This is a genomic window from Actinoplanes italicus, assembly GCF_003001815.1.
GTDB lineage: Bacteria > Actinomycetota > Actinomycetes > Mycobacteriales > Micromonosporaceae > Actinoplanes > Actinoplanes italicus.
This window is the reverse complement of sequence record NZ_PVMZ01000002.1, coordinates 16358-39407: the sequence shown is the minus strand read 5'-3', so window position 1 is coordinate 39407 and position 23050 is coordinate 16358. Positions and strand designations below refer to the sequence as shown.

Annotated in this window: 15 protein-coding genes and 1 riboswitch; of the genes, 5 read left to right on the top strand and 10 right to left on the bottom strand. The window is 71.8% G+C overall.

Going from position 1 to position 23050, the window contains the following annotated elements:
* Positions 1 to 28: 28 nt before the first annotated feature.
* A complete protein-coding gene (locus CLV67_RS04030) occupies positions 29 to 1156 on the bottom strand; it encodes an FUSC family protein (RefSeq protein WP_106315792.1) in 1128 nt (375 codons plus the stop codon).
* 29 nt (positions 1157 to 1185) lie between these two features.
* Between CLV67_RS04030 and CLV67_RS04025 the strand changes: the two genes are divergently transcribed.
* On the top strand, positions 1186 to 1824 hold the full coding sequence (locus tag CLV67_RS04025; RefSeq protein WP_106315791.1) for an HD domain-containing protein: 639 nt from the start codon (positions 1186 to 1188) through the stop codon (positions 1822 to 1824).
* Here the strand turns inward: CLV67_RS04025 and CLV67_RS04020 are convergent.
* Together CLV67_RS04020 and CLV67_RS04015 are read right to left on the bottom strand one after the other, a co-directional pair.
* Positions 1796 to 2083, bottom strand: coding sequence for a DUF4031 domain-containing protein (locus tag CLV67_RS04020; RefSeq protein ID WP_106315790.1), 288 nt, complete (start codon positions 2081 to 2083; stop codon positions 1796 to 1798). The genes CLV67_RS04025 and CLV67_RS04020 overlap by 29 nt on opposite strands.
* A gap of 7 nt (positions 2084 to 2090) precedes the next feature.
* Positions 2091 to 3890 carry a glycerol-3-phosphate dehydrogenase/oxidase gene (locus CLV67_RS04015; protein WP_106315789.1) on the bottom strand — a complete coding sequence of 600 codons (1800 nt, stop codon included), beginning with the start codon at positions 3888 to 3890 and terminating at the stop codon, positions 2091 to 2093.
* Between the two features lie 67 nt (positions 3891 to 3957).
* Here CLV67_RS04015 and CLV67_RS04010 point away from each other — a divergent pair, with 67 nt between their 5' ends.
* Entirely contained in the window at positions 3958 to 8442 is a 4485-nt protein-coding gene (locus tag CLV67_RS04010; protein ID WP_106315788.1) for an Ig-like domain-containing protein, read from the top strand.
* A 79-nt stretch (positions 8443 to 8521) separates the two neighbouring features.
* Here CLV67_RS04010 and groL read toward each other — a convergent pair whose 3' ends face one another.
* Positions 8522 to 10144, bottom strand: a complete 1623-nt coding sequence (groL, locus tag CLV67_RS04005) for a chaperonin GroEL (protein WP_106315787.1) — start codon at positions 10142 to 10144, stop codon at positions 8522 to 8524.
* Positions 10145 to 10443: 299 nt separating this feature from the next.
* Complete coding sequence (locus tag CLV67_RS04000; protein ID WP_106315786.1) at positions 10444 to 11178, bottom strand: hypothetical protein; 735 nt, start codon at positions 11176 to 11178, stop codon at positions 10444 to 10446.
* 82 nt (positions 11179 to 11260) lie between these two features.
* Between CLV67_RS04000 and CLV67_RS03995 the strand changes: the two genes are divergently transcribed.
* Positions 11261 to 11764, top strand: a complete 504-nt coding sequence (locus tag CLV67_RS03995; RefSeq protein WP_106315785.1) for a GNAT family N-acetyltransferase — start codon at positions 11261 to 11263, stop codon at positions 11762 to 11764.
* Between the two features lie 22 nt (positions 11765 to 11786).
* Positions 11787 to 12245 (top strand): hypothetical protein, encoded by a 459-nt coding sequence (locus CLV67_RS03990; protein WP_249037932.1) that lies wholly within the window; start codon positions 11787 to 11789, stop codon positions 12243 to 12245.
* A 204-nt stretch (positions 12246 to 12449) separates the two neighbouring features.
* On the opposite strand, the gene thrC is transcribed toward CLV67_RS03990, so the two are convergent.
* The 4 genes from thrC to CLV67_RS03970 form a co-directional block, all read right to left on the bottom strand.
* A complete protein-coding gene (gene thrC / locus CLV67_RS03985; RefSeq protein ID WP_106315783.1) occupies positions 12450 to 13733 on the bottom strand; it encodes a threonine synthase in 1284 nt (427 codons plus the stop codon).
* 9 nt (positions 13734 to 13742) lie between these two features.
* A riboswitch (SAM riboswitch) is annotated at positions 13743 to 13881 on the bottom strand.
* Positions 13882 to 14367: 486 nt separating this feature from the next.
* Positions 14368 to 15375, bottom strand: a complete 1008-nt coding sequence (locus tag CLV67_RS03980) for a GNAT family N-acetyltransferase (protein ID WP_239166052.1) — start codon at positions 15373 to 15375, stop codon at positions 14368 to 14370.
* An 83-nt stretch (positions 15376 to 15458) separates the two neighbouring features.
* A complete protein-coding gene (locus CLV67_RS03975; RefSeq protein ID WP_106315781.1) occupies positions 15459 to 16328 on the bottom strand; it encodes an ABC transporter permease in 870 nt (289 codons plus the stop codon).
* Positions 16325 to 19069 (bottom strand): alpha/beta fold hydrolase, encoded by a 2745-nt coding sequence (locus tag CLV67_RS03970; protein WP_106315780.1) that lies wholly within the window; start codon positions 19067 to 19069, stop codon positions 16325 to 16327. Before CLV67_RS03970 ends, CLV67_RS03975 begins: the two co-directional genes overlap by 4 nt.
* A gap of 117 nt (positions 19070 to 19186) precedes the next feature.
* Here CLV67_RS03970 and CLV67_RS03965 point away from each other — a divergent pair, with 117 nt between their 5' ends.
* Positions 19187 to 21421: an AAA family ATPase gene (locus CLV67_RS03965; protein WP_106315779.1), complete on the top strand. Its 2235-nt coding sequence runs from the start codon at positions 19187 to 19189 to the stop codon at positions 21419 to 21421.
* Positions 21422 to 22451: 1030 nt separating this feature from the next.
* Here the strand turns inward: CLV67_RS03965 and CLV67_RS53115 are convergent.
* Positions 22452 to 22997 (bottom strand): DUF3263 domain-containing protein, encoded by a 546-nt coding sequence (locus CLV67_RS53115; RefSeq protein WP_239166054.1) that lies wholly within the window; start codon positions 22995 to 22997, stop codon positions 22452 to 22454.
* Between the last annotated feature and the right edge of the window lie 53 nt (positions 22998 to 23050).

Here is a 23050-nt window from a genome sequence, read left to right as displayed (position 1 = left end):
CCGACCGGCCCGAGGAGCCCGAAACGGATCAAGAAGGCATCGAACCCGGCCGTCCCGACCGCCGGCGGGCCTTGTGCGGCCGCGCCGTCCAGCCGATCGCCTGGCGCACCCGGCGGGTCGCCTCCGCGTACTCCACCCCGGTCGCACGCAGCAGATCGGCCACCGCGGTACGGGTCTGCGCCACCACCACGCCGCCGGAATACCCCACACCCTCCCGGTAGGCGCGGCCCGACTCGGCCACCGCCCGCAGCGCCCGCTCCCGGGCTGCCAGCGGTTCCACGCCGCGGTCCCACTCCTGTCGCAGCAGCTCGACGGCGTCGCCGAGGTGCCGTACCGAGACCGGCAGCACCCCCGGGATCGGCTCCCGGTCGTTCAGCGCGGTCTCGGCGCGGCGCAGCAGCACCCGCACGTTGCGCAGCGCGTAGGTGAGCTGGGCCGCACCGTCCACGTACTGGGCGAGGGCGCCGCGGGCCCGCCATCGGGCGGGCGCGAACGCCACGTTCTCCCGGGCCGCGTCGATGGCCGCGCTGAACGCCGCGAAGGTGCCCTCGGCCGCCCGCAGCCGCTCCACCGCCGCCCGCACCTCACCGGCGTCGGCATCGGCCAGCCCGCGTGCCGCGTCGTGCAGGCCGCCGGTGAAGGCTCGCAGCGCCGGGTCCGCGGCCCGGCGGACCACGGTGAGCGGGTTGAGCGGCAGCAGGACCGTCATCACCACGAGGGCGATCCCGCCGCCGACGATCGCGTCCAGGAACCGGGTCCAGGGCTGTCCGGTCGTCGACGTCAGGGTGGCGACGAGGACCGCCGACGAGGCGGACTGCACGATCAGCGCCGCCCCGCCACCGGCCGCGGTCGCCAGGAGCACGGCGAGCAGCACGATCACGCCGATCTGGACCGGTCCGGCACCGATCAGCAGGATGATCCCGTCGCCCAGGCCGATCCCGGCGGCCACCCCGATCACCAGCTCGGTGGTGCGCCGCAACCGCTGGCCGACCGAGGAGCCGAGCGCGATCACCGCCGCGATCGGAGCGAAGAACGGCATCGGACGGCCGAACAGGTCGTGTGCCACGAACCAGGCGAGCCCGGCGGCCAGACCGGCCTGCAACGCCAGCATCAGACCGGCCCTGGCCCGCGACAGCGCGGCGGTCACCCGGATCATGACCTCAAGGTACGTGCCAGGATGCGGGGGTGACATCTCTGCCCGATGCTTTCCGGTCCGCCGCCCGCGGCGCCGGCGCCACCGCGGACGACGCGGACCTTGACGCCGCCGCGCAGTACCTGATCGGCCGCTGGACCGAGCCGCAACGCCACTACCACGACGTGTCCCACCTCGCGGCGGTGCTCGAGGTGATCGATCGCTTCGCTCACCTGACCCCCAACCCGGATCGGGTACGCCTGGCGGCCTGGCTGCACGACGCGGTGTACGACCCGCGGGCCCTGGGCGACGCCAACGAGCGGGACAGCGCCGAGTTCGCGGCTGTCATGCTGAACGGCCTGGGCGCCCCCGACGAGGTCGCCGCCGAGGTGGCCCGCCTGGTCAACCTGACCGCCGGCCACGCCACCGAGGAGGACGACCCGGACGGCGAGCTGCTCTGCGACGCGGACCTGTCGATCCTGGCCGCCGACGAGGAGCGTTACGCCGCCTACACGGACGCGATCCGCCGCGAGTACGCCCACGTGCCCGACGACGCGTTCCGGGCCGGTCGCTCCCGGGTCCTCACCGAGCTGCTGAAACTGCCGTCGATCTACCGGCTCGCCCCGATCCACGCGGAGTGGGAGGAGCGGGCGCGCGCCAACCTCACGGCCGAGCTGGAGCTGCTTGCCTAGGGACCAGGTGCTTGGGCCGGCGCAGGCCTGACGCGCGCAGCCGGGCCGCGAGATCGCGGGACGGCAGCAGGGTTGCGCCGAGCCACACCGCGCTGGGGAAGCGGGACTCCGGGATGTCGTAGTGGTCCCGGTCGAAACCCCGGCGCGGCACGCCCAGCATCTCGGCGAAGGCGTGCAGCTCGGCGTAGGAGACGTCGCTGACCAGGTGCGACCACAGGCGGCCACGCCCCGGCCAGCGAGGCTCGTCGACGAGTATCAAAGCGGGATCAGAGGTCGATGTCGAGCAGCGGCAGCCGCCGGTCGGCGGCCAGTCCGCGGACGTCCGGCACCCCGATCCGGGCGGCGTCGGCCGTGGCGTCGTCCGGCATGGTCTGCGACTGGCGCTCGGCGGTGACCCGTGCGAGGTAGTGCTCGACCTCCTTCTGCCGGACCGTCGCGTCCCAGCCGAGGGCCTCGCCCATGATCTCGGCGGCGTGCTCGGCCGACTCGGCGCCCCGGTGCACGGTCTCGATCGAGATCCGGGTACGCCGGGTGAGCACGTCGTCGAGGTGCAGGGCACCCTCGGCGAGCGCCGCGTACGCCACCTCGGCCGCGAGGTATTCCGGGGCTCCGGCGAGCGGTACCGCCAGCTCGGGCTGGGCGGCCATCATCGCCAGCAGGTGGACCGTCAGCGTGCCGTACCGCTCCAGGAGGTGTTCGACGACGCCCGCCGTGACGCCGTGACGCCGGGCGATGTCCTGCCGGTCGCGCCACGCGGCGGCGAAGCCGTCCGCGCCGAGAAGCGGCAGCTCGTCGGTGCGCGACGGCCGGGCAGCACCACCGAGACGGCGGACCGCCCGGTCGATGACGTCGGCCGCCATCACCCGATACGTCGTGTACTTGCCGCCGGCCACCAGCATGAGCCCGAGCATCGGCTCGACCACCGCGTGCTCGCGGGACAGTTTCGACGTCGAGTCGGCCTCGCCGGAGAGCAGCGGGCGCAGCCCGGCGTAGACGCCCTCGATGTCGTCGGTGGTGAGCGGCCGGTCCAGCACCGTGTTGACCTGATCCAGCAGGTAGCGGATGTCGCGGGCCGAGGCGGCCGGGTGGGCGCGGTCGAGCTGCCAGTCGGTGTCGGTGGTGCCGATGATCCAGTGGCCGCCCCACGGGATGACGAACAGCACGCTGGTCGCGGTCCGCAGGATCAGCCCGGCCTCACCGGTGATGGCCGAGCGCGGCACCACCAGGTGCACGCCTTTGGAGGCGCGGACCCGGAAGCCCGGTCGCACACCGACGTCGTTGAGCATCTGCGACATGTCGTCGCTCCACACCCCGGTCGCGGCGACCACGGTGTGTGCGCGTACCTCGAAAGGCTCTTCGTCCGGACGCTCCAGGTCACGCACGCGGACGCCGACCACCTGCCGCGCCTCGCGGACGAAACCGACCACGCGGGCGCTGGTGGCGACGGCCGCGCCCAGGCTCGCCGCGGTCCGGGCCAGGTTGACCACCAGCCGGGCGTCGTCGACCTGACCGTCGAAGTACCGGATGGCGCCGGCGATCCCTTCGGCGCGCAGGCTGGGGAAGAGATGGCGGGCGCCGTCGCGGGTCAGGTGCCGGTGCAGCGGCATGCCCCGGCCGGAGCCGAAGATTCCGGCGAAGACGTCGTACGCCGCCACGCCGAGCCCGTAGTAGCCGCGCTGCCAGGCCCGTTTGGGCAGGCCGGCACTGGGCAGCGGGACCAGGATCGGCACCGGGCGCACCAGGTGCGGCGCGAGCCGGGTGGCCAGCAGCCCGCGCTCGGTCAGCGCCTCGTGCACCAGATGCAACTCGAGCTGCTCCAGGTAGCGCAGGCCGCCGTGGATCAGCTTGCTGGACCGGCTGGACGTGCCCGCGGCGAAGTCACGGGCCTCGACCAGGGCCACCTTGAGGCCTCGGGACGCGGCGTCGACCGCGGCACCGGCGCCGGTGACGCCGCCACCGATCACCAGCACGTCGAACTGTTCGTCACGCAACCGCCGCAGATCGGCGGTGCGACGGATCGGAGAGAGCCGGCCGGCCGAATTACGGGAGACGGAGGGATCACGCACCCGTCCCACGTTAGCGCTTCGGCCGTTCACCCCGGCGAGGGAAATCCCGGCGGCTAGCGTGAGGTGGGTGCGGGGACGGCTGCTCGGCATCCTGTGCCTGGTCCTTGCCGTACTGCTGACGACGGTGCCGCAGAACCGGGTCGAGGCCGCCATCACCACGGCGTTCACCTCCCGCTTCGACGTGAACACCAACGGTGCCGTGATCCTGCGCGGCAACGCCAACCTGACCTGCACGGCCGGGGCCGACGACTGTGACGACGCCCGGGACCGGATCCCGCCGCTCGCCGGTGAGGCGCCGAACAACAACGGCCACGTGATGGTCTTCACCGACGCGGACGGCGACGCGGCGACCTTCAACGACAGTTCGGCCACGGTGACCATGCCGGCCGGCAGCACCGTGCTCTTCGCCGGGCTCTACTGGGGCGCCAACACCCTCGCGCCCTCCGGCGGCACCGGCCCGCCCGACGCGACGATCAAGGGCCGGGTCCTGTTCCGTACGCCGTCGGCCGCCACTTGGAACACGATCAACTCCACCAGCACGTACGCGATCGCCACGCCCGGCCCCTACCAGGGCTTCGCCGACGTGACCTCGCTGGTGTCCGGTGCCGGGGACGGCGTGTACGCGGTGGCGAACATCCAGGCCGCCCGCGGCAAGGACCGGTATGCCGGCTGGTCACTGGTGATCGCCTACCGCAACCCCGCCGAGGACTATCGCAGCCTGCGCGTCTACGACGGGTTCGGCACGATCACCGCCACGGACAACAGGGTCTCCATCCCGGTGACCGGGTTCGAGACGCCGCACAGCGGGACGGTGCACGCCGAGGTGGGCGCCGTGGCGTACGAGGGTGACGCCGGCAAGACCGGGGACGGCCTGGCCCTCGACGGGCAGGCGCTGGGCAACCCGGCGAACAACGTGTTCGACAGCTCGGCCGGGCCCGGAGCCCGGAGCCCCGCCTTCACCAACCTGTTCGGCGTCGACATCGACCAGCTCGACGCGAACGGGGTGCTGGGCAACGCGGTCACCAGCGCCACGCTGACGATGACGACGGCCAGTCCGGGCGGGGAGACCTACTATCCGGGTGTCATCACGATCGCGATCGACCTGTACGCCCCGAAGATCGTCACGACGTCGACGGCGACCGACGTCAACGGCGGTGTGCTGGTGCCGGGCGACGAGATCGAATATCGGATAGCGGTACGCAACGACGGCAACGACTACGCCGACGGGGTGATCCTGTCCGACGCCGTGCCGGTCCACACCGCCTACGTGCCCGGCTCGCTGACGATCGCCGGAGCGCCGGCCAGCGACGCGGCCGACGGCGACGCCGCCGAGCTCGCCGGCGGGTCCGCCGTGTTCCGGCTGGGCAGCATCCCGTACCAGGGCACGACCTGGGTGACCTTCCGCGTGCGCGTGGCGCTGGGCGCACCGGCCGGGCACCCGATCACCAACCTGGTGAACGCCGCCTACACCGGGCGGACCACCAGCGTGAACGTCACCTCGTCGGGCGGCGCCGTGGCGAGCACCGTGCTCCAGCCCGCGGCCGGCCTGGCCGCCACGCTGACCGTCGGCCCCGGCCGGGTGCAGCGACCGGCCCTGCCGCAGCCGGTGTCGTGGACCGCCACCGTCACCAACACCGGCCCGGACCCGGAACCGGCAGCCCGGATCCGGCTCGCCCTGCCCGCCGGGGTCACCGCCGGTCCGCTGCCGTCCGGCTGCACCCAGACCGGTGCCGACGTCACCTGCCCGGTCGGGCCGCTGCTGGCCGGGCATCAGGCGAGCGTGACGGTCCCGACCCAGGTTGGAGCCACCGCGGCCACGACCGCGACCGCCACCCTGACCATCGCCGGTGACGGTCGCGACACCCAGGCCGCCGACGACACCGCCATCGCCACGCTCCGGGTTAACTCACCGCCCACGGCGACCGGCGACACCGCCACCACCGGCCACCACACGCCGGTCGCCGTCGACGTGCGCCTCAACGACAGCGACCCGGACGATCCGGTCGCCGGGCTCGTCGTGTCGCAGGCCACCGCCCCGGCTCACGGCACGGTCGGCGTCGACGGGAACGGCGTCGTCACGTACACCCCGGACACGGGCTGGACCGGGGTCGACACGTTCACGTACCGGCTCGACGACGGCCAGGGCGGCACCGCCACCGGGACCGTCACGGTGACCACCCCGAACGCCCCGCCGATCGTGAACGACGATCTGAGCAGCACCTCGACCGGTGTCCCGGTGTCGATCCCGGTCCTCGCCAACGACTCGGACCTCAACGACGGCGACCCGCTCAAGGTCGTCGCGGTTGGTGCTCCGCCCGTCCTCGAGGGCACGGTCACGATCGCTCCGGGCGATACGACCCTCCTGTTCACGCCGGCCCCCGGCTACACCGGGCAGACGCGTTTCACGTACACCGCCGAGGACAGTCACGGAGGCCGGACCAGCGGAAACGTCTGGGTGGACGTCAACAACACCGTTCCGACCCCGGCTGATGACGCGTTCGGAGTCGCGCACCACACGTCGGCGCTGTTCGACGTGCTCGCCAACGACACCGACTCGGACCGGGACCTCCTGACGCTCGACACGGTCGGCGCGCCGGTTCCGGCGGTGGGTGTCGCGACGGCCGAGACGGGGCGGATCCGCTACACCCCGCCGTACGGCTTCCGCGGGACCGTCGACATCCCGTACCGGGTCCGGGACACCGGCAACGCCACCGCGGGCGCGGTCCTCACGGTGACCGTGGCGAATGCCGACCCGGTCGCTCCCGGCCAGACGCTCGCCACCGGCTCGGGGCAGCCGCTCACCATCGACGTGCTGACCGGTGCCACCGACCCCAACGGGGACACGCTCCAGGTTGCCGGAACGACCGTCCTTTCCGCCGGTGGCACCGCGGTGATCCAGGCCAACGGACGGATCCGCTACCAACCCCCTTCCACCTTCCGGGGTACGGAGTGGTTCGACTACACGATCGACGACGGCCACGGCGGGACCGGCACCGGCCGGATCGCGGTGACCGTGGCGAACGGGCTGCCGGTGGCCCGGCCCGAGTCGGTGACCGTGCAGGCCGGAATCCCGCTCGCGATCGACGTGGCCGCCAACGACGACGGCGATCCCAACGGCGACCCGGTGGCCACCACCGTGACGACCCCTCCCCTGCACGGCTCGGTGACCGCCGGGCCGGGCCGGGCGCTCACCTACCGTCCCGCGCCGGGGTATCGGGGCGCCGACCGGTTCGACTACACCCTCGGCGACGGCATCGGCACGTCCACGGCCACCGTGACGATCGGTGTGATCAACACGCCGCCGGTCGCCCGCCCCGACACCGCTGCCACCGACACCGACACGGCGGCCACCGTCGACGTGCTCGCCAACGACGACGATCCGAACGGTGACCAGGTCACCGTCACGGGTGTGGCGGCGGCCGGATTCGGGACGGTGATCCGGAACGCGGGCGGCACCCTCACCTACACACCGGCCCGTGGGTTCCACGGCATCGACACGCTCGCCTACACGGTCGAGGATCCGGCCGGGGCGTCCGGTTCGGCGGTGCTCACGGTGATCGTGCGCAACGCGCCTCCGGTCGCGGTCGACGACGACCTGACCGCCGAGCCGGGGGTGCCCACGCTGCTTCCCGTGCTGGCCAACGACCACGATCCGAACACCGGGCAGCGACTCGTGATCACCTCGCTCACCCCGGCCGGGAAGGGGACGGCCGCGGTGGACCCGGGCGGGGCGGTGGCCTATCTGGCTCCGGGCGCGGCGACCGGGAGCGACTCGTTCACCTACGTGGTCAGCGACGATCTGGGCCGTACCGACACAGCGACCGTGACGGTGCGGCTCGCCCGGCCCGGACCGCCCGCGCCGTCACCGTCGGCCACGGCCCAGCCCTCGCTCTCGCCATCGGTTTCGCCGCCGATCTCTCCACCCCCGCCGGGGCGACCGTCGGCGAGCCCGTCACGAGGCCCGTCACCCGGTCCGTCACCGACTCCCACTCCGACTCCGCCGGTGTCGGCCCCGCCGACCTCGTCACCCTCGCCGACGGTCCGGCCGACCCGGACGCCCACGCCACGGCCCACGCCGACCGGCCCCAACCGGCCTCCGCTGGTGGCCGGTGACCTCGCTGCGGTAAGTGCGGGAGAGAACGTCACGTTCCAGCCGACGGCCAACGACTCCGACCCGGACGGCGATCCGGTCGTGCTCATCGACGTGGGGTGGCCGGCGCACGGCACGGTCCGCGCCGCGGGCCTGCCCGTCCTCCGGGGCAGTGGAGCGGCGGGATCCATCACCTACACACCGTCACCGGGGTTCAGCGGCTCGGACGAGTTCACCTACACGGTCACCGACGGGCGGGGCGGCATCGCCACCGGGACCATCGTCGTCCACGTCACCGCGGAGGGTGAGGGCCCGCCGCCGCGGAGACCGCCCGAACTTCCGACGAGCGGCCCGGACAGCACCTCGGTGGCACGGGTGGGCGCTCTGGTCGTACTCACCGGGATTGTTCTTCGCTGGTCGGCGGCACCACCGCCGAAGCCGGGCCGGCACCGCAGACCATGACCCGCGGCCCTGCGGCCCCGCGGCCGGAAAGCAGAACGGGCGGACCGCTGACGCGGCCCGCCCGTTCTTGAGACTGGACTCAGAAGTCCATGTCACCGCCGCCCGGGGCACCGGCCGGAGCCGGGTTCTTCTCGGGCTTGTCGGCCACGACGGCCTCGGTGGTGAGGAACAGCGCGGCGATCGACGCGGCGTTCTGCAGCGCCGAGCGGGTGACCTTGGCCGGGTCGATGATGCCCGCGGCCAGCAGGTCGACGTACTCGCCGGTCGCGGCGTTCAGGCCGTGACCCGCCTCGAGGTTGCGCACCTTCTCGACCACGACGCCGCCCTCGAGGCCGGCGTTCACGGCGATCTGACGCAGCGGGGCGTCGAGCGCGACCTTGACGATCTGGGCACCGGTGGCCTCGTCGCCGACCAGGTCCAGCTTGTCGAACGCGGTCTTGCCGGCCTGCACCAGCGCGACGCCACCACCCGGGACGATGCCCTCCTCGACGGCCGCCTTCGCGTTGCGAACGGCGTCCTCGATGCGGTGCTTGCGCTCCTTGAGCTCGACCTCGGTGGCCGCGCCGACCTTGATCACCGCAACACCGCCGGCCAGCTTGGCCAGGCGCTCCTGCAGCTTCTCGCGGTCGTAGTCGGAGTCCGAGCGCTCGATCTCGGCGCGGATCTGGTTGACCCGGCCCTGGATCTGCTCGGCGTTGCCGGCACCGTCGACGATGGTGGTCTCGTCCTTGGTGATGACGACCTTGCGGGCCTGGCCCAGCAGGGACAGGTCGGCGGCGTCCAGCTTGAGGCCGACCTCCTCGCTGATGACGGCGCCACCGGTGAGGATGGCGATGTCCTCCAGCATGGCCTTGCGGCGGTCACCGAAGCCGGGGGCCTTGACGGCGACCGACTTGAAGGTGCCACGGACCTTGTTGACGACCAGGGTGGCTAGGGCCTCGCCCTCGACGTCCTCGGCGATGATGATGAGCGGCTTGCCGCCCTGCATGACCTTCTCCAGGACCGGGAGCAGGTCCTTCACCGCGGAGATCTTGCTGTTCGCGATGAGGATGTACGGGTCGTCGAAGACGGCCTCCATACGCTCCGCGTCGGTCATGAAGTAGGCCGAGATGTAGCCCTTGTCGAAGCGCATACCCTCGGTGAGCTCGAGCTCGAGGCCGAAGGTGTTGCTCTCCTCGACGGTGATGACGCCTTCCTTGCCGACCTTGTCCATGGCCTCGGCGATGATCTCGCCGACCGTGGAGTCACCGGCCGAGATGGAGGCGGTGGAGGCGATCTGCTCCTTGGTCTCCACGTCCTTGGCGAGCTGCGAGAGCGCCTCGGAAACGCTGGCGACGGCAGCCTCGATGCCCCGCTTCAGGCCCAGCGGGTTAGCACCGGCGGCCACGTTGCGGAGGCCCTCACGGACCAGAGCCTGGGCGAGGACGGTCGCGGTCGTCGTGCCGTCACCGGCGACGTCGTCGGTCTTCTTGGCGACCTCCTTGACCAGCTCCGCGCCGATCTTCTCGAAGGTGTCCTCGAGCTCGATCTCCTTGGCGATGGATACACCATCGTTGGTGATCGTGGGGGCGCCCCACTTCTTCTCGAGTACCACGTTGCGGCCCTTGGGACCGAGGGTCACCTTGACCGCGTCAGCGAGCTGGTTCATACCACGCTCGAGGCCCCGACGAGCCTCCTCGTCGAATGCGATGATCTTGGCCATACGGCGTTGTCCTCCCGGACATCCGCGGTGCCGGGCCTCGTCGGCCCCGCTCTCCGCACGTTGAGGAAGTCTGTGGACGTCACCACCTGGCGATGTGACGTCCTCAGGCCGAGCCGGATAGCCCGCGACGACCGGCTCCGTGCCCCGATGCCGATGGCGGCAGCGTGACCGGAACCCCACCGTCCCGACCTGCTGGCACTCACGCGCGGCGAGTGCCAATCACTTGTTTAGCACTCTCCGATGGCGAGTGCAAGAAACCCCATCTTCTCGCGAATCCTCCGGAGTGGCCGCCGTTTCGGCTAAGGATCTTGACGCTGCAGCTCAGCGGGGTCGCCGGTCCACTCGGACACCGCCCGGGGCGACGTGACGAGCGCCGCAATCGACCAGACGACGGTCAGGGTCGCCCACATCGCCGACGCCAGCGCCGCCGTCTCCCACAAGGACAGCCGCAGCGGCTCCATCCACTGCAGCGTCACCACACTCCAGAGGACCGACGCCACGACGAGGGCCAGCATGCCGCGGCCGCTCCGCATCGCCCGGTGGCCGGGCGCCGGCAGGAGGAACCGGGCGGCCAGGCCGATGAGGATCAGCACGATCGCGTTGATCGCGTTGACGAGGTAGGTGGTGACGTCCACGCCGGTGACGCGGACGCCGTACTCCGGGCCGATGTCGTCCCAGACCACGTCAGTCAGTTCCAGGCTCACCATCGCGAGAGCCCCCATGACGCCCACCAGCGCCAGCACCTGGAGCGGCCGCACCCGGCGTCTCGACAGCGCGGCGATGACGACCAGCGGCACCGCCAGCGGGAGCTCGTCCAGGAGCGTGTGGCCCACCTCGACGATCAGCGGATCCGTCGGGTCGTACGGCAGGAACGAGTTCATCCACCTCCACCACTCAGCGGCCAGCAACGCGGTGGTCAGCACGACGGTGGCGAGAACCGCCCACGGACGCACGCGCAGAAGCCGGAAACCCGAAAGCGACTCGGCGACCGGAGAGGGCTCATCCGCGTACGGCCGGGGGAACTCATCGTTCATCGTCGAATCATCGCCCAGGGCCGCCACTCGGCTTCACGACAACCTGGTTGCCGACCGGGTACGACGGCGGTAGGGATGAGTCATGGACAACTGGGACGTACGCCGGGTCACCCCGGAGGACGCGGGGCGCGTGCGGGCGCTGCGGCTGGAGATGCTGGCGGACAGTCCACTCGCGTTCCTGGAGACCCTGGCCCAGGCCGCTGCCCGGCCGCACGAGAGTTACCGGCAGCGCATCCGGCAGTCGTCCGCCGGCTTCGAGACGGCCCAGTTCATCGCCGATCCGGGCGGACCGCTGGTCGGGCACGCCGGCGGCACCACGGTCCCCGGTGAGCCCGGCTGCACGGTGATCTTCGCGGTCTACCTGACCCCGGCCTGCCGGGGCGGCAAACTGCTCGCCCAGCTCGTCGAGGCGGTCGCCGACTGGTCCGTGGCGGCCGGGCGTGACGAGCTGATGCTCGAGGTGGTCTGCGGGAACTTCAGGGCCGTCCGGGCGTACGAGAAGCTCGGTTTCGTCGACACCGGGGTACGCATGCCGCACCCGACCGTCCGGGAGCTCACCGAGCTGCAGATGCGCCGGCCGGTGTGAGATGGCCGGGCGTGGGTGGCACGTGACGCGGACGACGCTGACCGCCGTGAACGGGACGACCCTCGTGGGGCTGCTGCTGGCGGCCGCCACCGGCACCAGGGTCCGCCGGGGCCGTCACGGTGTGCTGATCGCCGAGAACTTCCGCTTCCGGATGCCGGCCGGCAGTTGCTTCACGGTCGGCTCGGTGATCATCACGAACCGGAGCGCCGAGTGGCTGCTGGCCGAGCAACGGGCCCGGCTCTTCACCCACGAGTGCCGCCACGCCGCCCAGTACGCGTTCCTGGGCCCGCTGTTCTGGCCCGCCTACTGGGTCGCATGTGGCTGGTCGATCGCGCTCACGACGTCGTACGGCGTGCGCAACTGGTTCGAGAAGAACGCGGGCCTGGCCGACGGGCACTACCCGGAAGAGCTGCCACTGAGGCCGTGGGTGCTCAAGATTTTTGGTCGGGAGGAAGGACGCACAGCACCTCCGGGCACGTAGCCAAGTGGGTCAGCGCTGGGATCGTTGGGACCCTCGGAGATTGTCGCCAATGTCCAGGTGAGGGGCCACGTACGGCGTCGCATCCTCCCGCAGAGAGCATATTGCCGATCCGGAGATCGGAGTGCAAGTCCTCGGGGGAGGTAATTCTCGACAACCGGCTGATCGCCGATTACCGACAGTGAGAGAAGATCACGAAATGGTGACCTACCCGAGCAGACCGGCCTCGCGCGCGCCCTTCAGCGAAGGCTTGATCGTGTGGGTCGGTCCAACCTGGCCGGCCACCGCGTCGAGCGTCTTCAGGCCCTCACCGGTGTTGTAGACGACCGTCTCCTTCGCAGGGTCGAGCCTGCCGCTCGCCACCAGCTTCTTGAGCACCGCCACAGTGGTGCCGCCGGCGGTCTCGGCGAAGACGCCGGTCGTCTCCGCGAGCAGCCGGATGCCCTCACGGATCTCGTCGTCGTTCGCGTAGTCCATCCAGCCGCCGGTGCGCTTGACGGCCTCGATCGCGTACGGCCCGGCGGCCGGGTCGCCGATGTTCAGCGACTTGGCGATGCCGGTCGGCTTCACGGGGGTGATCACGTCGGTGTCGGCGTGCAGGGCCACCGCGATCGGGTTGCAGCCCTCGGACTGGGCGCCGAAGACTGTCCAGCCGCCCTCCGGGGCCTCCACGAGTCCGATCTCGACCAGCTCGGTGAACGCCTTGTCGATCTTGGTGAGCAGCTCGCCGGACGCCATCGGGATGACCACCTGGGCCGGAATGCGCCAGCCCAGCTGCTCGGCCACCTCGTAGCCCAGGGTCTTCGAGCCCTCGGCGTAGAACGGCCGCACGTTCACGTTCACGAACGCGGTGTCCTCGAACTCGTCGGTCTCCACCAGTTCACTGCAGAGCCGGTTCACGTCGTCGTAGGAGCCCTCGATGGCCACCAGCTCGCCGCCGTACACCGCGGTGGTGATGATCTTGCCCTGCTCCAGATCGGAGGGGATGAAGACGATGCTCGGCACGCCGGCCCGGGCCGCGTGGGCCGCCACCGAGTTGGCCAGGTTGCCGGTCGAGGCGCACGAGAACCGGTTGAAGCCCAGCTCCTTCGCCGCCGTCAGCGCCACCGAGACGACCCGGTCCTTGAACGAGTGGGTCGGGTTCTGCGAGTCGTCCTTCACCCAGAGCGGCGCGTTCAGGCCGATCGCGGCGGCCAGCTGCGGGGCGGCCACCAGCGGGGTCAGGCCCGGGTCGAGCGTCACCCGGGTAGCCGGGTCCTGGCCGGCCGGCAGCAGGGCCGCGTAACGCCAGATGTTCTGCGGGCCCGCCTCGATCTGGGCCCGGGTCACCCGCGCGAGCGCCGCCTCGTCGTAGGCGACCTCGAGCGGGCCGAAACATTCGTAACAGGCGTGCTGCGCGGCGAGAGGGTACTCCGCTCCACACGCGCGACAGATCAGGCCGCGGGCGGGCGAGGCGGAGGTGGCAGAGGGTGCGTTGACGACAGACGTCATATGAGTTTCCTCTCATCTTTCCCCGCGGCGACCTGCCGAAACGGGGACGGAATTAGCACCTGCCACGCGAGGCTCGTCATCGAGAATCACTGCGCGGTGGTTGCCGGGGCTTCGTCGGGCCGTATCCCTCTGCCCCTCTGGATGAGGTATTCAGTTGTTTCCCACACCTTACGACGAGATTCCGTCAACACCACCCGGAGTTCCCGAGGTGTGAGCGACCTCCTTACCCTGCCTCCCCCAAAAGTTCCAAAACCCCCAAAACCCCTTTGCTGGTACGTCCAACGCGCGCCACGCCCACGTCGCGTGGTGACCCACGCCCACCCGCGCACCACAAATCACCACACGAGCTCCCACCCCACGTCCCGTGGCGACCTACGCCCACCAGCGCACCACAACTCACCACACGGCCCCCACCCCACGTCCCGTGGCGACCCACGCCCACCAGCGCACCACAACTCACCACACGGCCCCCACCCCACGTCCCGTGGCGACCCACGCCCACCAGCGCACCACAAATCACCACACGAGCTCCCACCCCACGTCGCGTGGCGACCCACGCCCACCCGCGCACCACAAATCACCACACGGGCTCCCACCCCGCTCGACGGGCAGCGCGGCACGGACGGTGGCGGGGCTAATCGGTGAGGGTCGTCAGGCAGGAGAACTGGGTGGCGATCTGGCGATAGCCGAGGCGCGCGTTGACCGCGAGCATCGGAGCGTTCGACTCGTCGTTGCTGGTGTAGGCAACGCGGATCCCGCTCGCGGCGGCCCGGCGCAGCGTCGCGGTCTTCACCAGGCGGGCCAGGCCGCGACCGCGGTGCTCCGGAACCGTGGCGGTCATGTCCGACCAGGCTCGATCGCCGTCCCGCAGCAGCAGCGAGAACGACACGATCACACCGTCGGCCAACGCCACGGTGCTCGCGTCCCGGTCCAGGCCGGGCTCCTCCCAGATCTCGTACCGCCATGTCGGGTAGGGGGTCGGCTGGGACGGCACATCGCCGGGCTCGTCGGTCGCCGCGGCCACGTCCGCCTCGTAGAGTGCCTGCCCGTCGACCTCCCGCAGCGGAAGCAGCCGGATGCCGTCGGTCCCGGCGGCCGGGCCCGCCCCGAACCCGGCGGCCGGGCCGGCATCGAACCCAGCAGCCGGGCCCGCGTCGAACCCAGCAGCCGGGCCCGCCTCGAACCCGGCGGCCGGGCCGGCGTCGAACCCGGCCAGGTCGAGCGCCGAGAAACGAAGCTCACGGGACACGTCGAAACCGCGGGCACGGGCGAACTCGACCGACTCCGGCAACGCCCAGACGCTGGCCTGGCGGACCCCGGCGGACCGCAGGTGTGCGGCGGCTTCGGCCAGCAGGGCGGTGCCGATGCCCCGGCCGCGATGGCTCGGATGCACGTGAAGCGCGATCCGTCCGAAACCGGCATCCGCCGAGCGTGGATCGCGGAAGGCCGAGACGCAGCCGACAGTCTCGCCGTCCCGTTCGGCCACCCGGAAGATCCGATCCTCGCCCGGCGGCGGCGAGAGGATCATGCGACGGGTGGTCTCCTCGCCGCGAACCAGATACGGATAGACCGAACAACGGAGCGCGACCAGGGCTGCGGCGTCGTCAGACCGGGCGGGGCGGATGGAGGAGTAAGCGGTCACGGCCGTCATGCCACCGCGCGACCACCACGGCCGTCAACCGATATCGCCCGGAGCCACGGAGCCCCGCGCGTCCCGTACGAAATCTAAGAAGTGACGTCCTTCCGGGTGAAGCGGTAGAAGGCCAGCCCCCAGAAGAGCGTGGCGTAGATGACCGCCGAGATCGCGCCCTTGGCCAGCTCGTCCGACTGGATCGGAGTGGACAGCATGCCCCTCCAGGCCTCGGTGTAGTACGTCGGGAGGACCTTGCGCAGGTCACCGAGGGCCTCGATCTGATTCAGGATGCTGGAGAGGATCCAGAGCATCACGGCGCCGCCCACCGCACCCAGCGCCGCGTCAGTGAGGACCGAGAGCAGGAACGCCAGTCCGGCCACCACCAGCAGGGTCACCGCCAGGTAGGCGACGATGCCGAGCAGCCGGGCCAGGCCCTCGGCCGGTGGGATCTCGGCGGCGATGGTGCTGCCCATCGGGGACCAGCCGTACCGGACCGTGCCGATCAGCAGGGCCGTGCCGACGAGCAGGAACAGGGCCAGCAGCGAGTACAGCCCGGCGACGATCAGCTTGACGCCGAGCAGCCGGGCCCGGGGCACCGGGATCGCCAGCAGGTAGCGCAGGCTGCCCCAGCTGGCCTCACTCGCCACGGTGTCGCCGAAGAACAGCGCCACCACCACGACCAGCAGGAATCCGGCTGAAACGGCCAGACAGAACAGGGCGAAGTTGAGCCCGCCCGAGGTGGCCAGGTCGGCGATGCTACTGAACGAACCGCCACCGTCGCCGTCATCGTCGCCACGGCTGCTGTTGCCGAACTCGAACGCCGCCCAGACGATCACCGGCAGCAGAACCATGAAGCCGAGCGCCATCTGGGTGCGCCGCCGGGATGCCTGGCGACGCACCTCGGCCCAGATCGGCAGGGTGCCCGACGCCTTGTATCCGACCGCGGCCTCCACCGTGCTCATCGGTCTCCACTTCCTCGCGAGTTGTCGCCGACCAGGGAGAGGAAGGCGTCTTCGAGCCGTCGGCGCGGCACCAGCCGGTCCACCCCGATACCCGCCCCCACCAGGGAGGCGACCACTTCGGAGCGGGCCGCCCCGTTCATGTCCACGATCAGGCTGGAGGTGCCCTCGGTCTTCACCGAGCGGACCCCCAGGTCTTCGAGGATCCGGGTGGCGGCCGGGACGTCCGACACGTCGAGCTGCACCGATGGCGAGTCGCCGACGATGTCGCTGACCGGGCCGGACGCGACGATCCGGCCCTTGTTGACGACCACGGCGTGGGTGCAGGTCTGCTCCACCTCGGCGAGCAGGTGGCTGGAGACCAGCACGGCCCGGCCGTCGGTGGCGTACCGCTGCAGCACCCGGCGCATCTCGGCGATCTGCGGCGGGTCGAGGCCGTCCGTCGGCTCGTCGAGGACCAGCAGCTCGGGCAGGCCGAGCATGGCCTGCGCGATGGCGAGCCGCTGCCGCATGCCGTGGCTGTACTTGCGGGTCTTACGGTGCACCGAGTCACCCAGGCCGGCGATCTCGAGCGCCTCGGAGAACTTCGCGTCCTCCCACGGGCGGCCGGTGGCCTGCCAGTACGCCCTCAGGTTCTCCTCGCCGGTCAGGTGCGGCAGGAAGCCGGGCCCCTCGACGAGTGAACCGACCCGGGACAGGATCGGCGCGCCGGGCACCAGCCGATGACCGAAGACGAAGATCTCGCCGGCGGTCGGCTGGGTCAGGCCCATCAGCACCCGCAGCGTGGTCGTCTTGCCGGCGCCGTTCGGGCCCAGCAGTCCGACGACCTGGCCGCGCGCGACCGTGAAGCCGATCTCCTGCACCGCCACGAAACCGTCGCCGTACGCCTTGCGCAGCCCGTTCACCACGAGCGGGGTGTTCGCGTGCTCCTCGACGACCGCCACGTCCCGCCGGCGGTGCCGGATCCGGCTCACCGCGAGCAGCGCGAGCAGGCCGAGCAGGATCACGCCGACGACACCGGCCAGGGCGTACCACCACAGCGCGCCCGGGTCGGCGATCGGCTTGCCGGTCAGGGTCGGCAGGGTCAGTGCGGGCTCCACCGCGACGGTGTACGTGGCCGGCTGGGCGGGCGTCAGGAACGCCTGGTCGGATGTGGCGACCGTGATCCGTACCGCATGTCCCGCATCGATCTGCCGGACGATCGCCGGAAGCGTCACGCTGACCGGCTGGGCCTGCGCGATATCGGCCGGCAGGCCGGTGAGCCGGATCGGGGCCACCAGGCCGGCGCTGAGCGTCGCGGCGCCGTTCTGATCGACGTCGAAGAGTTTGACGAAGAGGATCGCCTCACCCGTCGGCGAGGCCACCCGGAGCCGCACCGTGGGCGAGCCGGCCACCTCGACCGCCCCGGTCAGCGGGGCCGACTCGAAGTTCGCGTGCTGGCCGGGCACGTCGAGGGCGACGCCGCCGCTGAGCACCGAGCTGAGCCGGCCGGTGAGGCCGGGCATCGACGAGATGGCGCCGGGGTTGCCGTTCGGCGGGTTGGCGATCGGCTGTGCCGTGCCCTCCACGGTGACCTCGGTGCTGCCGGAGCCGGACAGGCCGGGGTAGGTGTCGGTCGAGTAGCCGTTGGTGACGAGCCCGCGGTCGAGCGCGCTGAACCCGGCCACCCGGGAGAACGTGAAGTCGTCGCTCGGTGCCGAGCCCTCGCCCTTCAGGTAGTGGTCGAGCCACTGGACCGTGAGGAACTTGAGCCGGTCGGAGTCGCTGGTCGGGCCCTCGCCGCCGTCGTGGCCGCCGGTGAACCAGGCGACCTTGACCGGGGTGCCGGTCGCGGCGATGCCCCGCGCGTTGGCGTCCGCCTCCGACAGCGGGAAGAGTGTGTCGACCGCACCCTGGATGAGCAGGGTCGGCGCCTTGATCTTGTCGAGGATCGTGGCCGGGCTGGACTTGCGCAGCAGGGCCAGTGTCGTCTCGTCGGGGACGCCGGTCGTGGCCATCTGCAGGTACGCCTTGCAGACGTCCTCGGCGAACCGGCCGCAGGCGGGATCCGTCGCCGGGATCTCACCCCCGCGGCCCGGACCGTCACCGCCGCCCAGCAGGCCCAGCGCCGAAGCACCGCCGTTGCCGAAGAAGTAGCCCGCCCAGGCCTTCTTGAAGACGCCGCCCGGAACCAGTGCCTGGGACAGGTCGTTCCACGTGATCTGCGGCACGATCGCGTCGACCCGCTGGTCCTGACCGGCCAGCATCAGGGCGAGCGCCCCGCCGTAGGACCCGCCGACCGCCGCGACCTTCGGGTCGCCGGGGCCGTCGGTGCTCACCTCGGGCCGCTCGGCCAGCCAGTCGAGCAGGCGCTGGGCGTCCTTGACCTCGTGGTCGGGGCTGTCCAGGTGGATCTGCCCGGTGCTGCGCCCGAATCCCCGGGCCGTCCAGGCGAGAACCGCGTAACCGCGCCCGGCCAGCGACTCGGCGTCCTCGCGGACCGAGTCCTTGCTGCCGCCGAACCCGTGGGCGAGCAGCACGGCCGGCACCTTGCCGTCACGGTCCGCGGGCAGATAGAACCGGGCGTCCAGCTCGACGTCGGCACCGGTGATCCGGAGGTCCTCGGTCGTCCACGCGTCAGGTGTGGGGCGGACCGCCCAGACGGCGGCGCCGGCCAGCACCACGAGGGCGGCGGCCGCGGGAAGGACCCGGCGCCGAGGGAGCCGGGAGAGCGCACGGCGCAGTCCGGCGGTCAGGTCAGGCATGGCGCACACGCTAGCCCGATCCGGCTGAGCGGCTGCTGTGAATCCTCTCAGCCGACTCCGCTACCCATGGGCGGATAGCGTGGACGCCTCGGACCTCTTTTCGGAAAGGCACGCCCGGTGGCTGATGATCTCACGCTGACCGTGACCCTGCGGCCGGCGGCGCTGGACGCGCGACGCGGCATCGTGAGGCTGCACCCGGAGGTGATGGCCGCGCTCGCGCTGCGCCCCGGCGACCCCGTGCGGCTGGCCGGGTCGCGCACGACGGCCGGGATCGTGGCCAAGGCCGAGTCGACGGCCGGGCGCGGGCTGCTGTACGCCGACGACCTGACCCTGGGCAACCTCGGCATGCGTGACGGCGGCCAGGTCACGGTCACGCCGATCCCGGTGACGCAGGCGACCCGGGTGACGCTCGCCGGGCCGGCCGAGGTGGTCGCCGTGGTCTCCCCCGAGATGCTGCGCCTGGCTCTGCTGGGCAAGGTCGTGAGCACCGGCGACGACGTGTCCCTGCTGCCGCAGGACGTGCTTCCGGACGCCGGGAACCGCCCGCTCGTCGAGGCCGCCCGGCGCAGCCTCGCCAACCGGGTCGGGTACGCCTGGACCAGCACCCTGCTCAGCGTGGTCGAGGTGACCGGCGGGGACGCCTCCCTGGTCACCATGGACACCGTCGTGGCCTGGCAGGGCGGCCCGTCGGCGGCCGCCCGCACGGCCCGGCCGGCGGTCTCCCCGAGCGCACCCGCCTCGACCGACCCGGACGTGCCGCCGCTCAGCCTCGACGACCTTCCCGGGCTCCGCGCCCAGGCCAAGGAACTGGAGGAACTGCTCGACCTCGGCTTCCACCACGGCGAGGTGCTGGCCAAGCTGGGCACCCGGGTGACGCTCGGCGTACTGATCTCCGGCCCGTCCGGCTCCGGCAAGTCCGCGCTGGTCCGCGCGGTGGGAGCGGCGGTCGGTGCCGAGGTGCGCACCGTCTGGGGACCGGAGCTGGCCGCCCTCACCAACAATGCGGCGGCGGCACGGTTGCGGGAGCTTTCCTCGGACGTACGGAAGAAGCGCCCGGCCGTGCTCCTCATCTCCGACGTCGAGGCGCTGACCCCACGCGAGGAACCCGGGCCGATCTCCACGGTGTTCCGCCAGGTGCTGGCCGACACGCTCGCCGACGGGATCGCGGTCGTCTGCACCACCAGCAAGCTCGAGTCGGTCGACCCGGCCCTGCGCGCCCCGGAACTGCTGTCCGTCCAGCTCACGGTGCCGCTCCCGGATCAGGCCATGCGGCGTGAGCAGCTCGGCGCGCTCACCCGCGGGATGCCACTGGCCGAGGACGTGCGGTTGGACGACGTCGCCGGGCGTACCCCCGGATTCGTCGCCGCCGACCTCGGCGCCCTGGCTCGGGAGGCCGGGGTCCGCGCCGCCCTCCGCGTCGTGGGCGCCGGGGACACCGCCGCCGCGGAAGATCACGAGACCTCGGCGGTCGTCACCATGGCCGACTTCGAGGCCGCGCTGGAGGTCGTCCGGCCGACCTCGATGGCCGAGTCCACGCTGGAGGTCGCCGCCGTCACCCTGGACGACGTCGGAGACATGGCCGAGGTCAAGCAGGTGCTCACCGAATCGGTGCTGTGGCCGCTCACCTATCCGGACACGTTCGCCCGGCTCGGGGTCTCCCCACCGCGCGGTGTGCTGCTCTACGGCCCGCCCGGTTGCGGCAAGACATACCTGGTCAAAGCCATCGCGGGTACGGGTAAGGCGAACGTCCTTTCAGTCAAGGGCGCCGAGCTGCTCAGCAAGTGGGTCGGCGACAGTGAGCGGTCCGTCCGGGAGCTGTTCCGCCGAGCCCGGGAGGCCGCGCCGACGCTCGTCTTCCTGGACGAGGTGGACGCCCTTGCCCCGGCCCGCGGCCAGGGCACCGACGGCGGCGTCACCGATCGGGTGGTCGCCGCCCTCCTGACCGAGTTGGACGGTGTCGAGGACTTGCGCAACGTCGTGGTGATCGGCGCGACCAACCGGCCCGACCTGATCGACCCGGCCCTGCTACGCCCCGGCCGCCTGGAGCGGCTGGTGTTCGTGCCACCGCCGGACGCCGAGGCCCGGACCGCGATCCTGCGCGCGTCGTCCAAGGCCGTACCGCTGGACGAAGCGGTCGACCTGGTCGCCCTCGGCGCCGATCTCGAAGGCTTCTCCGCGGCCGACTGCGCCGCACTGATCCGCGAGTCGGCCCTGGCCGCGATGCGCGACTCCCTGGAGGCCACAACGGTGACCGCGGCCAACGTGGCGACGGCCCGCTCCCGCGTACGCGCCTCCCTCGACCCGGCCCAGGTCGCCTGGCTGGCCGCCTACGCCGAGACCCACCAGCCCTAGCTTCCACCAGCCCTAGCCTCCACCACCCGCCTCCACCCATCCACCGTGCCCTCACCGTGGCCCTCCCGCACCGCCGCGCCCTCCCCGCGCACCCCTCCCGCAGCCTCGCGCCCTCCCCGCGGCCCTCCCGCCACCGCGCCCTCCCCGCGCGGCCCTCCGCACCCCCTCGCGCCTTCCCCGCGGCCCTCCGCACCCCCTCACGCCCTCCCGCGGCCCTCCGGCACCTCCGCGCTCTCGCCACGCGGCCCTCCCGCAGCACCATGCCCTCCCCGCACGGCCATCCGGCACCACCGCGCTTCCGCCGCACTGCCCTCCGCACCCCTCGCGCCCTCCCCGCTCACCCTCCGCACCCCGCCGCCGCGGATCTTGTGAGGTTCCGGCTGCTCAGACGGCGCAACCTCACAAGATCGACACCTGTCTCCCCGCCTTCCGCCGATCTTGTGAGGTTCGGGTTGCGGAGGCGGCGCTACCTCACAAGATCGGCCGGGCAGCCGGGCAGCCGGGCAGCCGGGCAACCGGGCAACCGGGCAGCCGGGCAGCAATGAAAAGCCGGCCGCAGCCAGCGGCGACGACCGGCGGACGACCAGCGGAGGAGAGCCCGCAGCGGAGAGCCAGCGGCGACGATCGGCGCGAGGCCAGCCGTAGCCAGCGGCAGATGGCAAGCCGCGGAAGGCGAGCGGGATCACCGTAACCAGAGGCAGAAGGCGGCCGGCAGCCAGCAGCGGAACACGGATGGCAGCGGAACACGGGTGACGCCGGAACACGGATGGCAGCGGAACACCGGTGACGCCGGAACACGCGTTGCAACAGAACACCGGTGACGCCGGAACACGCGTTGCAACAGAACACCAGTGACGCCGGAACACGCGTTGCAACAGAACACCAGTGACGCCGGAACACGCGTTGCAACAGAACACGGGTTGCGCCGAAACACGGATGGCACCGGAAAGCGGGGGACGCCGGTCAACGAGAGACGCCGGAAAGCGGTGACGCCGGAAAGTGGGTGACGACGCGGGGCGGCCGGGGGCGGTTAGCGGCGGCGGGTTCGGGCTCGGGCTGAGCGGAGGCGGCGGAGGCGGCCTACCAGGACGGGGTCCCTCTCGAGGGCCGCGGGATTGTCGAGCAGGGCGTTGAGTAGCTGGTAGTAGCGGGTGGAGGAGAGGGCGAAGGTGTCCCGGATGGCCTGCTCCTTGGCGCCGGCGTGTTTCCACCACTTGGCCTCGAAGGCGAGGATCTCCAGCTCCCGATCGGTGAGCTTCACCGGCGCCGCAGCAGGCGGATCGGCGGGGAGCGCTGTGGGTGGCGCCCCGGCAGAGAGCGCGCTGTGCTGCGCCTCGGCCGGGAGTGTGGCGGGCGACACTCCCGCGGGGAGTCCGGTGGGCGGCGCCTCGGCGGGGAGCCTGGTGGGCGGCGCCTCAGCCGGGAGTCCGGTGGGCGACGCCTCGGCGGGGAGTGCGGTGGGTGGCAGCGTCTCGGTGGGCTCCGCCACACGGGGGGCGGGGATGTGCTGCTGCTCCTCGACCGGCTGCTCACCGGTCGGTTCGGCGGCGGGCTGCATGGCGCTCCCAGACGGCATCGGTGACCACGGATTCGAGGGATCCTCAGCATAGGACGCACTGAAGATCCTCG